Raw genomic sequence first — 15687 nt, forward strand, 5'->3', positions numbered from 1 at the left:
CTTCTTCCTTCTTCCTTACCTTTGCTATACAAGACCGATGCTACCGGACATGATATTACTTCTTCCTTCTTCCTTCTTCCTTCTTCCTTCTTTAACTTGAAATAATGTCTCGCTCTAAAGCCCTATATTCTTATATATTAATACGTTTGCTATTAGCCCCACTTATGTTATGGACTATTAGTACATTAGTTTTCTTGTTATTAAGAGCAACACCGGGAGACCCTGTAGATGCTATTCTTGGACCAAAAGTATCAACAGCAACAAAAGAAGCTCTAAGAGTAGAACTTGGTTTAGATGGCTCACTACTGGAACAGTATCTTAATTATCTAGGAAAATTACTCAGTTTTGACCTTGGTACATCAATGACCACTCGCGGGGAGTCAGTGTGGCAAATTATTCAAAATTATTTTCCTGCCACTGTAGAATTAGCAGTATTTAGTATGGCGATCGCTCTAATTGTTGGTATTACTGTTGGTTCTATTGCAGCTTCTCACCCTGATACCAAGTTAGATATTGGTGGGCGTTTATTTGGAATTATTACTTATGCAGTTCCACCTTTCTGGGCTGGCATGATTTTACAATTAATTTTTGCAGTACAGTTAAAATGGTTTCCTTTAGGTACTCGTTTTCCTATTACTGAAAATCCACCTCCAAGTATTACAGGTTTATACACAGTTGATAGTATTTTTAGTGGTAATATAAGTCATTTTTTCACCTCTATATATTATTTAGCTTTGCCGAGTTTAACGTTAGGAATTTTGCTCAGTGGTATTTTTGAAAGAATAGTCAGAATTAATCTCAAACGAACATTAAAATCTGATTATGTAGAAGCTGCTAGAGCAAGAGGCGTTCCTGAATTAAGAATACTATTTGCTCATGCTTTCAAAAATGCCATGATTCCAGTAATTACAATTTTAGGATTGACTTTTGCTGCTTTATTAGGAGGAGCAATATTAACCGAAGTAACTTTTTCTTGGCCTGGTTTAGCGAATAGATTATATGAAGCAATTAGTTCGCGAGATTATCCTACAGTACAGGGAATTGTTGTATTTTTTGCCGGAATTGTTGTGGTAGTTAGTATTTTTATTGATATTTTAAATGCTTATATCGATCCGAGAATTAGGTACTAATACCAAGCGCGATAAATGTTTGCTACAAATAACTAAGCTATTTATTAGGAGTCAGGAGTCAGGAGTCAGGAGTCAGGAGGGAAGAAAGAAGAAGGAAGAGGAAGAACTAGAGTTGAAGGAGAAAGTTTTTTTATAACTAATTATCCGGACATGATATAACTCCCTTTGAACTTTTCTTTCCCTTCTACCTTCTGCTTTCTGCCTTCTGCTTTCCCTCCTCCAAAGTGCAGAAAAATCCCAAATTGACAATTTTTACTCCTACCTCCTCGCTGATTCCCATTTCTCCTGTCTCCTGTCTCCTGTCTCCTACCCTCACCCATAAGACTTTCCATAAGCAAACCCAAAACGCTGTCTAAAATTGGCTATTGATTTTGCTGGAAGTACATAATGTTCACAATGTAGATCCCCTGCTTCAAATTCTAATTCTTGCAAAATTTGGTAATGTAATTGAGACTGTTCTCCATCGCAAATTCCTACAGTAGGTTCCAGTTGCTCAAACTGAGATGAGAGTAAACTAGAAAAAACACAACCCATGATATTAAAAGGATTTGAATTAAAAACTGCTGCTTTTTGAGCATTATTCATTATCTTTTCTAAAGAGGGTGGTAAATAGACTGTTGTTTTGATCGGAAATGGCGATCGCAACATTCCACCCTCACTAAACAAAATATCTTCCCGTTCTTGAAAACGCTGAATAGTTTCCTCTACGGAAAAACAATGAGGACCAGAATCATCAACAATTAGTGTACCAGGTTTAACCTGCATAATATCTAATACATCTGGAACATTTGTAGCTCCCACAATTAAACTAGACTCGTAAATTTCTTCTGGAACTGTTGTTTTTGATAATGCCAAATTTATCTGACCTTTAAAACCAAATTTCTGTACTAAATCTTGTTGAATATTCTCGAGAAGTTCCCACTTACTATAAACATCACAAAGAGTAATTTCTTGAGGATGGGGTAAGCATTTCAACATTAAAGGCAGCACATTCATTCCTACAGAACCTAAGCCAAGAAATCCTACTTTTTCTGTACTTAAATATCGACCACCTTCCTCGCATATCTTCTTAATAGTAAGTACAACAGCAGCACCAGTTGTTCTATGTCCAGTCGTGATTTTTGGCAAATCCTGACGATTAGCAATTGCCTTGTTAATTGCCAAACCATAATCAGTCGCAGAAGGAATTAAGCCAGTCAAAGAAACAAATTTAGCGCCAATTATTCTAGCCATTTCTAATGCTTCAATAGTTACTTGTACTGTATCATCTTGATTGCTATATAAATCAGAAATAAATTGAGGCAAAATTATTATTGCAATTCTACCCCAATTAGTCTGTTTGACCATTACCCAAAAAGGAAGATTTTCAAAGATATTTTCAATAATATAATCTCGACTAAAATCAAATATTTCTGCATCATATTCTCCTAAATAGCCTAAAGCTACAGCATCGACAGGAGGAATTTTACCTACGGCAAATAAAGATAACAAAGAGCGAGATTCAAATTGTACATACTCGGAATTTTTAGTTTGTACAAATTTATCCTTTAATGTTTCCTGAACGTCATTTTTAATTGATTGAGAACTTTGCTGTTGAGAGACACTTTTATTGTTTAGTAATTCTGTGATGATATTACTTAACTCAGCAATTATTGGGTGTAAGAATAAAGTTTTGACTGAGAGACTAATGTTGAAATTTCTGCATATCTGAGAAACTAATTTGACTGCGGTTAGAGAATGACCCCCCAAATCAAAGAAATTATCATATATTCCCACCTTTTCTATTCCCAAAACTTCTTGCCAAATCTCTGCTAATATTTTCTGTGTCTGCGTCTGAGGAGCAACATACTCTCTGGAGACACTGATACTATCCGGTACTACTGCAAATACATCTGATGTTTTCTTGGCTTGTTCTTCAAATAACTGATGGATAAATTTATCTGCGGAGTCATCTTTTGTCTTGTTGTTCCGCTCTACCAGTATTTCGTCTCGTTCTGATTCTGTCATTAATGGCAACTGACTAATAGGTTGTTCTGGAGTCTCTACTGCTGCTGATAGTAGGTTTTGGTAATCTGACAGCATCCTGCTAATAGTTTCAACTTCAAACAAATCTCGGTTATATGCACAAAATCCTTTGATTTCATCTCCTGCTAGCCACAGATGTAATTCCAAGTCCATCCGCACTGTCATTTCAGCTCCAGTTCCTTCATACCAACTTAGCTCTAAGTTAGGTAAATTGAAGGATGATTTGAAGATTTCCTCCTGCTGCACCGCAAACATTACTTGGAACAAGGGATTTTTGGAGAGAGACCTTTCTGGTTGCAACTCTTCTACTAGCTTCTCAAAGGGTATATCTTGGTGAGTATAAGCTTCTAAAGCTGTTTGTTTAACTCGGTTTAATACTTCTGTGAAACTAGGGTTCTCTCCCAGGTCTGTGTACATGACTAGGGAGTTGACAAAGAAACCTATCAACCCTTCTATTTCTGTACGGTTGCGGTTGGCGATCGCTGTCCCTACTACTATGCTTTCTTGACCACTGTAACGAAACAGTAATACTTTGAATACTGCGAGCAAAGTCATAAATAGGGTAGTTCCCTGTTTTTGGCTGAGTTGTTTAACTTTTGATGTTACTGCTGCTGATATGTTTATCGGTATACCTCCCCCATTAAAGGTTTGAACTGGGGGTCGGGGATGGTCTGTGGGTAGTTGTAGTTGAGGTAAGTCTTGCAGCTTTTGCTTCCAATAGTTGAGTTGGGTTTCAAGAGTTTCACCTTGTAAGTAGTTCCGCTGCCACACTGCAAAGTCAGCATATTGTATTGGTAGTTGTGGTAATGGGGATGGTTGGTCTTCTAGTGTTGCAGTGTAAATGGCTGAGAGTTCTTTGAATAATACGGTCAGTGACCAACCGTCGCTAGCTATATGATGTAATGTGATTTGCAGTATGTGTTCTATTGTTTCTAGTTTGATCAACTGAGCGCGTATAGGAGGGTTTATTTCTAGATTGAATGTTTGTTCATTTTCTTGTTGAAGTAGCTGTTGGAGTTTGGCAGTTTGCTCAGATGGTGTTAACCCACTTAAGTCTTGTATGGGTAGTTGTAGTTCAAAAGGGGGTTTGATTATTTGTACTGGTGTACCATTGATTTCACTGAAAGTAGTTCTCAGGGTTTCATGGCGAGCAATAATTTGGTTGATACTTTTTTGTAGAGCGACATAATCTACTTTACCTACTAGATGTAGAGTTAATGGCTGATTGTAAGCGTTGCTACTCAAATCCATTTTTTCAATAAACCATAGCCTTTGTTGTGGGTATGATAAGGGTGGGGGGTTTTCATTTTTATCTCTTGGTTGAATGGCTACTGTTTCTATACGTTGACTTTGAGCTAAATATACCTCTATTTCCTGAGACAGACTCACCAGTTCGGAATTTTCAAATAACTTTGTGAGGGGTAACTCTATATTAAAGGTTTGTCGCACCCGAGACACAACCTGAGTTGCCATCAAAGAATGACCACCCAAATCAAAGAAGTGATCATGTATTCCTACCTTTTCTATTCCCAAAACTGCTTTCCAAATCTCTGCTAATACTTTCTGTGTCTCTGTCTGGGGAGCGACATACTCCGTTGACACACTACTGGCTACATTTGGTACAGGTAATGCCTTACGATCTACTTTGCCATTGGGAGTCAGTGGCAGTTGTGGCAAGACTACAAACCAACTTGGTATCATATACTCGGGCAACCGTTGTTTCAGATAATGTTTCAATTTTCCTATTGATTCTGTCTGCGATAGTTCTGGAGTTTCACTTTCTAGCACGAGATAAGCGACTAGACTTTTATTACCAGAGTTATCTTCTCTTGCTAATACCACTATTTGTTTAACACTAGGATGTTGAGTGAGATTCGATTCTATTTCTCCCGTTTCAATACGGTATCCTCGCACTTTTACCTGGTTGTCGATGCGACCAATATATTCTATATTTCCATCGGGTAAATATCTACCTAAGTCTCCCGTCTTATAAAGTTTTGAGTTGTTTTCAAAAGGGTTAGGTATGAATCTTTCTGCTGTTAATTCTGGTTTGTTTAGATATCCTCGTGCTAAACCTGCACCACTGATATGTAGTTCTCCTGCTACTCCTATGGGTACTGGTTGTAAATAGCGATCGAGGATATAAATTTTCAGATCGCTTAAAGCTTTTCCAATTGGACTACTAACTTGTTCTATGTTCTCTCTGGTCAATATTTGGTATGTGACATGGACTGTTGTCTCGGTAATACCATACATATTGATTAACTGAGGGAATCGATCGCCATGACGCTCAAACCATGGGGCAAGAGTTTTTATCTGTAGAGCTTCCCCCCCGAAGATGATATATCGTAGTTTGAGAGCATCAACACTATAGTCTCGATCAACTTGAATTAGTTGAGCGAATGCAGATGGAGTTTGACTCAGGACAGTAACCTGATGTTGGACTAACAGATCGTAAAATTCTCTGGGAGAACGACTAACCCAGTACGGCACAATTACAAGGCGACCACCATACAGCAGAGCGCTCCACAGTTCCCACACAGAGAAATCAAAAGCGTAGGAATGGAATAATGTCGAGCAGTCGTGAGCATTGAAATTGTAAATTGATTCAGTTGTGCGGAATAAGCGGGTGACATTTTGATGGGAAATTAATACTCCCTTTGGTTGTCCTGTTGAACCTGAAGTATAAATTACATAAGCCAAATTTTCAGGAGTTACTCCAATAGCAGGATTATCAAAATAATTAGGTCTAAAACCCCGCATTGATCGGTGAAACGTTTTTGGAGAGCTGCTCAAATCCCCGTTACCAAAACAACTTCTGACTTCTGACTTCTGACTTCTGACTTCGTTAACTGTATTTTCTTGAGATGAACGGAGTGTTTCTAAATCACTATCCAAACAAACTACTTGAGCTGAATGTTGTGGCAAATCTGATAAAACCGATTTAGTTGTCACTAATATTGGTACTGCCGCATCTTCCAAGATATAACTCAAACGTGCTGCTGGATAACTGGGGTCTAATGGTACATAAGCTCCACCTGCTTTGAGGATACCTAACAAACCAATTACCATTTCTACTGAACGCTCTACACAAATACCCACTAATACTTCTGGTTTGACACCCAAACTTTGTAGGTAATGTGCTAATTGATTAGCTTGACAATTTAACTCGAAGTAGGTAAGTTGCTGCTCCTCAAATATTACTGCCACTGCATCTGGTGTTTTCTCTACTTGCTCTTCAAATAACTGATGGATACATTTGTCTTTTGGATAATCTCTTTTGGTATCGTTCCATTCCACCAGTATTTGGTTTAGCTCTGGTTGTGTCATTATTGGCAATTGCAATACCCTTTGTTCTGGATGAGTCACCACTGCTTCTAACAAAACCTGGAAATGCTTGATCATCCGGTCTATTGTGTCTGACTCAAAAATATCTGTGCTGTAGTTACAAGATACTTCCAAACCTGATGAAACTTCCATCAACTGAACTTCCAAATCAAATCTGGTGAAATCAGAATCCAACATTTGACTTACCCTTAAACCGGGTAAATTCCAAGATTCCATTTTAGTATTCTGGAGAGCGATCGCTACCTGTACTAAAGGGTTATGACTTAAATTTCTCTCTATCTTGAGCTGCTCTACTAACTTCTCAAATGGGAAATCCTGATGAGCGTAAGCTTCTAAGGTAGTTTCTCTGACTTGATTTAATAATTCTTGGAAAGTGGGATTATCTGACAAGTCAGCTCGTAACACAAGGGTATTGACAAACATACCAATCAATGATTCAGTTTCCCCTCGATTGCGATTGGCAATAGGAGAACCTACTACTAAATCTAATTGACCGCTGTAACGAGATAATAAAACAAAAAATGTAGATAACAGAGTCATAAATAATGTACTTTCTGACTCTTTGCTTAACTGTCTTAGTTTTCTAGTCAAATCTAGATTTATTTGAAAAGACTTGCTCCCACCCTTAAATGTAGGTTTAGCAGGATGGGGGTAGTCTGTAGGAAGTTTCAGAACAGGGGAAACTCCAGTCAGTTGTTTTTTCCAGTAATTCAATTGTTTTTCCAGCACCCCTCCAGCAAACCATTCTCGTTGCCAATAAGCAAAGTCTGCATACTGGATAGGTAGTTCTGGTAAATTAGAAAATTTTCCCTGAGAAAAAGCTGCATAGAAACTAGATAGCTCTTTAACTAAAATCCCTAAAGACCAGAGATCGCAAATAATATGGTGCATTGTTATCAGCAGCATATAACGTTCTGGGTCAAGTCGCAACAAAGTAACTCGTAACACTGGTCCCTTAGCTAGGTCAAACAGTGTCATTGCTTCCTGTCTGATTAGCTGTTGAACTTTTTCTGATTGTTCCTGGGGCGAGTAGTTATTTTGTAAGTCTACCACTGGCAGTTTCACGTCAGTTACTGGAGCAACTATCTGTACAGGTTTTCCATCGATATCAGAAAAGGTAGTCCGCAAAGTTTCATGGCGTTCGATAATTGCGTTCAGACTTTGCTCCAAGGCGACAATATTTAAAGAACCGTCTATAGTCAGAACAATTGGTAAATTATAAGTGGGATTATTAGGAAATAGCTGGTTCAAAAACCATAACCTTTCCTGAGCAAAGGATAAAGGTAATTTGCCATCTCTAGAAACTGGTTTAATAAACTGTTCTTGAGTTTTATACCCCTGACGCAAAAACTCTATAATTTCTGTTTTACGATCTATTAAATTCTGTTTCAACTCTGGTGTCATTACTCCCTTTGGAGCATCACATCCTAGTTGCTCTTGTTCTATCCAAAGTTTGATACCTAGATTTTGTAAATAAGATATAAACTCAACTATTTTCATAAGATATCTCCAGAAAAAAGGGAATAGGGAATAGGGAAAAATAATTAATAATTTTTATATGATAATTGATTTTATTAGGACTTAGGCATAGACGCTATTGGTAGGGTGTGTTAGCGCTAGCGTAACGCACCATCACACTATATATATTGCCTTTGCGTAAGTCCTGTTTATGTTTGATTTTGGGAGTGGAGTGTCAAAATTTAGTATTGTTATATTTTTTGGCAGTAATTGCAAACTCAAGCAAATTAGATTCATATTTATCTCCGGCAACATTTGCAAAAAACTCATTAACAACAAAGCCATTACTTTCTAATTCATTTTTTAGTGTTTCTTTACTGAAATACTGTAGCCAGTTGTAAACAATACGTTTTTTGTTTTTTTCAATGATTGTGTATTTGTCTAAACTTACTTTTTCCATTTCATATATGAATAAATTTACAAAACAATAGTATTCTTCTGACGACCAAAAATTATTTAGATGATTATGTTCATAAAATGCTGACTCTTGTTTTTTGTTGAAACTTTTTATTGAATAGACATCAAGTAAAAGAGAACCATTCTGTTTTAGTAGCGATGAAAATTTTTGAAGTAGTGTTTTCCTTTGTTCTGGACTCAGTGCACAAAAATCACACATTATCATGGTGATTAGATCAAATTTTTCAGATGTTTGAAAGTCTAAATAATTTGTATTGACATAATTGATTTTCAAACTATTTTCTTTTGCTACCTGTTGAGCATAGTTCAGAGAATTTGTTGAAAAATCAATTCCTGTTACTGATGCACCTTTTTGGGCAAATCTTGTTGTATACAAACCAGGGCTACAACCAAAATCAGCAATAGCGCAGTTCTCATCTATGTTAAAATATTCAGTTATCCATTTAGCGGAGCGGTCTATAAAAGCCTTGTTTCGAGAAGAAAGGTCAATATCTTCACTTAAATGATATTCCAGCATAACATTAGCTGTATGCTCATTCGTCCACAATTCATTGGCTGTATAAAATTCAAATGGCTTAGGCTTAGAATTTATTTCTTTTATCTCATCAAACATGGTTTTATCACACCTTTAGGTTTTGTTTATGTTAAGTACAAATGGGTTATAGAGAGAAGTAATATCATGTTCGGTTGAATACTTATAAATAATTATCAAGGAGTCAGGAGTCAGGAGTCAGGAGTCAGAATTTCTGGAGAAAGGAGTCAGGAGAAAAGTAGAAGTATAATATCTTTTCCCTACTCTCAGAGCTAAAATTTTATTTATAACTGATTATCCGAACATGATATAATTTTTGGATGGAAAGATTTCAACAATTAATAATGAATAATGAATAATTAATAATTACCTCTCCTTGAAAAGAATAGGATTGACTAATCATGAAAATTTTTCTTTATTATCCCCTTAACAGGGTCGGCTTTAAAGCACAATTTTTCGGTAAAAGTTTAGTTGAAAACTTTTATGTTTTGTTAGATTTATGCTTAAAAGATGAGCGATTGCTTATACCAATTTTAAAAGAGAATGGTACAAACAAAAAAGTCTATCTTCATAATTTTTTTTTAAATATAGCTACTTCAATTTATTTCAGATAGTTTTATCTATCATTTTTCTCCTTTTGTAATATTTTTCCCTCTTCTTCCTTCTTCCTTACTTCATAAAATATTTTAAAATATAGCTACTTCAATTTATTTCAGATATTTTTATCTATCATTTTTCTCCTTTTGTAATATTTTCCCCTCTTCTTCCTTCTTCCTTCTTCCTTCTTCCTTTTAAAAGATCCACTCAGGGGTTCTATAAAAGAAACCTCTCCTTTTCTTCTGTTTCAGAAGTTAATATACTCTGATTTTGAGCAACTTGACGCAGCACTTCCAGGTTTTGAGCTATACCAATAATAGTTGGATACTCAAATAAAAGCTTTAAATTGAGTTCCTTCTCAAAAGTCTGTCGCAAGCGAGAAATAACCTGAGTTGCCAATAGAGAATTACCTCCCAGCTCAAAGAAATTATCATCAACTCCTACCTGGGACACCCCTAACACTTCCTGCCAAATTTGAGCAATTTGACGCTCAGTCTCATTTCTAGGTTTCACTCTTTCTTGAGTAGAGCGACCCAAATTACTCTGAGAAAGTAAATCTATATCAATTTCCCCTTCCTTAGTTAAAGGTATTTCTGCCAACTCCACTACAGCATAACTACTAGGTTTACCCACCGCATCCTGTACCTGACGTTCCACAACACTCACATTGGGTTTACCCTTACCATTAGTAGTAAAGTAAGCTGTTAATTGTTGCAGAGTATCCGATACAGTAGTAAACCTGCGGATATTAAGATTACTACCATCCAAACCCACCATTAAGTATGGTTGGTCGTAGCATAAACTAGCTAATAGTGAAGACATACCTTGAGATAATCCCACAGCTAAATATCCCTTAGCTTGAGTTAACTGCTTCATCTGATAACCCCGACTCATCCCCATTTCATCCCACATACTCCAAGCTAAACAATAGCTCTGTAACTGACCCCGATCGCGTTGATAGTAACAGAAAGCATCCAAGAAACTATTAGCTGCTGCATAAGCTCCCACCGTTGTGCCACCAAAGAAACCATTAATAGAGGAAAAGTTGATAAACAAACTCTTTGGTTGCAATTCTGGCAATTGATGTAATACCCAAGTTCCTAATAATTTAGGCCGTAACACCTCAGCTAAACTTTCTGGTGTTTCCTCTATCAGCAAACGCTCTTGCATCAACCCTGCTAGATGAATCACCCCATCCAGTTGTTGAGTGTTCCATCCAGACAAGGTTTGCTGTACTACCTCCTGCACTGCTTTTTGATTTGCAATATCTATCCCTTGGTAAATCACCTCACCATCTAATTTTTGTAATTGTTGGTAACCTTTGATTTTCTCTGCTAGTTTACCTCCTTGCTGTAAATAACTTTCCCAACTTTTACTATCTGGTAAAGAAGTTCGCCCTAATAACAACACTTTAGCCTGATAATGTTCCAGGAGATACTTAGCAATTTCAACACCAATTCCTCCTAAACCTCCACTAATAAGGTAAGTTCCTCCTGCTTTGAATGGTAACGGTTGTTTAGGTTTTGAAGGTAGGTCAATTTTCTCCAAAGCTGATACCCAACGCTCTCCATCTCGATAAGCAACTTCTGAATCTTTAGCATCAATAGTTAATTCCTGAAGGATGCGATCGCTATTGACTTCTAATGAGTTTTGTGGTAAGTCTAGATGCCGACATTGCCACTGGGGGTTTTCCTGGGGAATAGTTTTTAGTAAACCTGGTACTGTTGCTTTTTGATAGGAAATTGCTTCTTGGGGATTTAGAGACTGACTATTATTGGCAACATACAACAGTCGGAGTGGATAATTTTGGTTTTGATTACCGAAAGTTTGTAGCAGGAATAAGAGACTGTAAATACCTGTTTGTTGTGCTGTTTCTATAATTTCTGTTCAGTAATTTTTCCAGTATATTTATCATAATGCCACAGGTGAATAATTGCTCCAATTTTGATATTTTCTGCTGCTAAAGATTCGTACAATTTTTGATAATTTTCTTGAATATATGGAGCAATTATATAGTGATTATTACTAACTTTTTGAAAAGTTTCTCCTAATTCTATTTCCACATAAGGGTGAGAATTTTTTTCTAACTTTTGGCAAAACTGTTGACCTAATCCTAATTCATCTAAAAATACTAAAATTACTCCGATTTTTGCTAATTTTTGTGGTTGATAATTTTCTTGTTTTCGTCCCCATATTTTTTGATAAAACCAATCAGGAATTGTGTTGTTATTTTCGGTAATTAAATCTACCCGCTTTAAAATTTCTTTGAATTCTCCTGTGGCAAATTTTTGACTGAGTTGAGTTCGTTGAATCTTACCAATAGAAGTTTTGGGAATTAAGTCTTTGTCTAGAGGAATTAAATAATCTGGATTAATTCCCATACGTTTTATCACCTGTTCTCTAATATTTTTCAATAAAAATAATAACTCTCTATCTTCGTTTTTTTCACTATTGAAAAATATCGCTAATTTATCCGTATTACTATTAGCTTCTCGCACAGCACAAGCTGCGGTGTAAGAAGCTTCTATTTCTGGTAATTCCTCTACCACCGATTCTATTTCATGGCTATAGTAGTTTAAACCGTTGATAATAATTACATCTTTTTGTCGTCCGGTAATAGTTAAACTTCCATTCTTGAGAAACCCTAAATCTCCCGTATTAAACCAACCATCTACTGTAAAAACTTCTTTATTTGCTGTTGGATTTTGATAGTAACCTGATGTGACTGATGCACCTTTTACCTGTAAAAAGCCAACAACTCCTTCACCAACTACTTGTTGATTTGCATCAACAATTCTCAAACAAGTACCCGCAATTGGTAGACCAAGTTCAACAAACTTATCTTCATCAGATGAAGATTCCAGAGAAAAACTATTAGACCATGTAATTCCCGAACAAGTCTCGCACATTCCGAAAGCTGGATGAATAGCTTTAGTCGATAAACCATAATAACTTAAAAGTTTGAGAAAGTTTCTAGCAGTTTTAGTAACTATTGCTTCTCCTGCATTTACTAAAAATCTCATGGAAGACAAATTCCAGTGTCGTTGTTTAACCTCTTCTGCGCGATCGCCAATCATAGTAAATGCAAAATTTGGTGCCCAGCTAATTGTAGCTTGATAACAGTCAATTAAATCTAACCACTTGAGTGGATTTTGCAATATCAATTGTGTCGGTACATGAATCTGCTGACATCCTAGGTCAACTGCCATAATACTCAGAAATACCAATGCTCCCACATGATCTATCGGCATCCAATTCAAAGTCACATCCTGACTAGAAAATTGGTTCATGGCAATTGTACCAGCAGACATACTCAATAGCTTGCTGTTTTCCTGCATTACTGCTTTAGGTATCCCAGTGCTGCCAGAAGTTAACAGCAAAACTGCTAGGTCTTGTGGTTGACTTTTATAAATATTTGTATCTGGTGCAAAACCTCGTAACTGTTCCAAAGTTTCAACCACAGACCTACCTAAATTCAGACGTTGCGACCACCCACGCACAGATGATACTAATTTCCTATCTGTGAGTATCAAAGGTTGTCCTAACATTTGCCAAGTATTTTCCAGTTTTGTCAGACTACTATGAGATTGGTCATAACTAGGGGGTACTGATACTGGTACAGGTACAAACCCTCCCAACAAACAACCCCAAAATGCACTGATAAAATCTTGATTTGATTCTAACTGAAAGATTACTTTATCTTGAGGTTTCAATCCTAACTGTCTCAACCCACCTAATATTCTTTGAGCTTCTACCCACAACTCACTATAGGTTTGAGCGATCGCTTCTCCATCTGACTGAATATATATCAGATTTGTATCCCCCTGATTTTGAGCTGCTCGTTCTAATACTTGTGCTAAAGTAGTTGGTGCATTTTGCGACCACTTGATTGCTTCTCCTGCACTGATAGCTGGTTTTCCTGATGTTGATTGGGTTTGTAATTCTGTTGTGGGAACTGACTTTTCTGCTACAGGAGTTGCAGCATTATTAGGAAGTGTGATTTGTTCTGATAGCAGCAAGTCTGATATATGCAATGGTGGCAACTTTAGTGTTTTCTGTTGCACTACCACTGCTACTTGTTCTATTTCTGGCACTGCTTTGAGTTGTGTTTCCCATTGTTGTACTACGTTATCGTCAATTACTGGAAAACGTGCCAACGCTACTTCGTCTACTTTTCCTTTGTCAGTTAAGGGTAAGCTCGACAGGGGAACATAAGCTTTTGGGATCATGTATGGGGGTAACTGCTGTTGGATGTGGGAGTGTAATTGTTTCGGGTTCCAGACTCCGGCTAATACGACATAAGCTACTAATAAGGTTTGATGAGCTAATACATAAGCTTGTTCTACTCCGGAGACTGATAATAGAGCTGTTTCTATGTTGGCTAGTTCTATTCGCTTCCCTTTAATCCATGTCTGCCGTTGTTTGGTTCCGACTATTTCTAGTTGTTGTTTAAATGCATCTGCATCTGCATCTGGGGCTTTATCAACCTGCTCTTCAAATAACTGATGGATACATTTGTCTGTTTTGGTGTTGTTTGATTCGTGCATAATTTTCTGTTTTTATGCTGCTTGACATCCTCCCCGGCCTAAAGGCACGGGGATTCCTACCGAGCCCTAGCTCCTCGGCGGGTTGACACCTCACAGGCTGCTGCAAGCTTGGCGCTAGTCTTACGCTTGCCTCCGCGTCCGTTTTTTGTCTCGGACTGCCCGCCCGCGACCAATATATTTATTGCTGCATTTTCATCACGGTCGTGTTTTGTACCACAGTTGAGACATTCCCACTCCCTTACTGAAAGGTCTAACTTTCCACCCTTGAATCCACAACATGAACACTTTTGTGATGTTGGTTCCCACTTGCTAATTACTCTAAAATCACGACCGTATTTTTCAGCTTTTCCTTCTAACAGCGTCCTAAATTGTCTCCAACCTAAATCTGATATGGCTCTGGATAATTTACGGTTTTTCACCATGCCAGAAACATTCAAATCTTCTAAAACAACTGTTTGGTTTTCACGAATTATTTTAGTAGATAATTTATGCAGAAAATCAGTTCTTGTATCTTTCAGTTTAGCATGGAATTTAGCTACTCTAATCCTGGCTTTTTCATACCTTTTAGAGCCTTTAGTTTTATGAGATAATGACTTACTTAACTTTTGATACTTCTTAATTCGTTTTTTGAGTGGTTTTGGTGCATCAATCTTTGTACCGTCACTAAATGTAGCAAAGGTTTTAATACCTAAATCTATACCTACTGAATTATCAGTTTTAGGTAATACTTCTGGTTGTATTTCTACTACAAAACTCAAGAAATATCTATGAGCGGAATCTTTGATTACTGTTACTGATGATGGAGCAGCAGGTAACTCTCTTGACCAGACTATTTTTAGCTTTCCTATCTTGGCTAAATAAACTTTGTGTTGACCAACTTTAAACCCTCCCTTTGTCAACCTAGCAGTTTGCTTTGACTTTCTACTTTTAAATTTAGGAGGTTTAATAGATCTACCTTTCTGTTGACCTTTAGTTGATTTGAAAAAGTTTTGATAAGCTTGGTTTAAATCATTTAAAGATTGCTGCAATGGTATAGCAGAAACTTCTGATAACCATTCTCTGTCTTCAGTCTTTTTCGATTGAGTGATAAACTGTTTTTGTAGTTGAGAATTTGTGGGTTTCTTTTCTCCCGATCTATATTTTTCTTGACAACAAGCTAGGCTATCATTCCAAACCACACGGACACAACCAAATAGCTTTGCTAATCGGTATTTTTGTCCCGGTGTTGGATAGATACGATACTTAAATCTAGCTTTCATAATTCCTATCTAAACTAAACAGCACGATAACATATTTATTTAAAAAAAACAACTAAAAAGTCGCCCGCTTATGGGCGAGGCTTTAAACCCAATTTTTTGGTAAGTATAGCATTATTTTGGGGAAGTCGTTTTTTTATAAGTATTCAACCGCACATGATATGACTGGGATGATGGCTAGAAAATTAAAAAAATGTTAACTTTTTGATGTTTTAATTATTTGATTATACTCTTGCTCTTATCGGGTTTTAGTTTGGACCAATTGCGATCGCTAAAGCCATAAGTCCAACCAATAATTTTAATACTTAGAACGGCAG

General features: G+C 36.9%; 8 protein-coding genes. 2 read left to right on the forward strand and 6 right to left on the reverse strand.

Annotation, left to right across the window (positions count from 1 at the left end):
* Positions 1–104: 104 nt before the first annotated feature.
* Entirely contained in the window at positions 105–1130 is a 1026-nt protein-coding gene (locus D5R40_RS16905) for an ABC transporter permease (RefSeq protein WP_124145530.1), read from the forward strand.
* The gene (locus D5R40_RS35405) at positions 1099–1266 is read left to right on the forward strand and encodes a hypothetical protein (protein WP_161564580.1); all 168 of its coding nucleotides are present in this window, start codon (positions 1099–1101) and stop codon (positions 1264–1266) included. Before D5R40_RS16905 ends, D5R40_RS35405 begins: the two co-directional genes overlap by 32 nt.
* A 4-nt stretch (positions 1267–1270) precedes the next feature.
* Here D5R40_RS35405 and D5R40_RS35410 read toward each other — a convergent pair whose 3' ends face one another.
* The 6 genes from D5R40_RS35410 to D5R40_RS16935 all read right to left on the reverse strand — a co-directional run bounded on the left by D5R40_RS35410 (position 1271) and on the right by D5R40_RS16935 (position 15373).
* Complete coding sequence (locus D5R40_RS35410; protein ID WP_205127661.1) at positions 1271–1450, reverse strand: hypothetical protein; 180 nt, start codon at positions 1448–1450, stop codon at positions 1271–1273.
* Positions 1443–8003, reverse strand: a complete 6561-nt coding sequence (locus D5R40_RS39730; protein ID WP_124154942.1) for a non-ribosomal peptide synthetase — start codon at positions 8001–8003, stop codon at positions 1443–1445. The genes D5R40_RS35410 and D5R40_RS39730 overlap by 8 nt, the downstream gene beginning before the upstream one ends.
* Positions 8004–8196: 193 nt before the next feature.
* Positions 8197–9051: a class I SAM-dependent methyltransferase gene (locus tag D5R40_RS16920; protein ID WP_124154943.1), complete on the reverse strand. Its 855-nt coding sequence runs from the start codon at positions 9049–9051 to the stop codon at positions 8197–8199.
* 732 nt (positions 9052–9783) lie between these two features.
* Positions 9784–11448, reverse strand: a complete 1665-nt coding sequence (locus D5R40_RS16925) for an SDR family NAD(P)-dependent oxidoreductase (protein ID WP_339379667.1) — start codon at positions 11446–11448, stop codon at positions 9784–9786.
* Positions 11442–14114 carry an AMP-binding protein gene (locus tag D5R40_RS16930; RefSeq protein WP_124154945.1) on the reverse strand — a complete coding sequence of 891 codons (2673 nt, stop codon included), beginning with the start codon at positions 14112–14114 and terminating at the stop codon, positions 11442–11444. Before D5R40_RS16930 ends, D5R40_RS16925 begins: the two co-directional genes overlap by 7 nt.
* Before the next feature lie 56 nt (positions 14115–14170).
* The gene (locus tag D5R40_RS16935; protein WP_124154946.1) at positions 14171–15373 is read right to left on the reverse strand and encodes an RNA-guided endonuclease InsQ/TnpB family protein; all 1203 of its coding nucleotides are present in this window, start codon (positions 15371–15373) and stop codon (positions 14171–14173) included.
* Between the last annotated feature and the right edge of the window lie 314 nt (positions 15374–15687).

This window comes from Okeania hirsuta (assembly GCF_003838195.1).
Lineage (GTDB): Bacteria > Cyanobacteriota > Cyanobacteriia > Cyanobacteriales > Microcoleaceae > Okeania > Okeania hirsuta.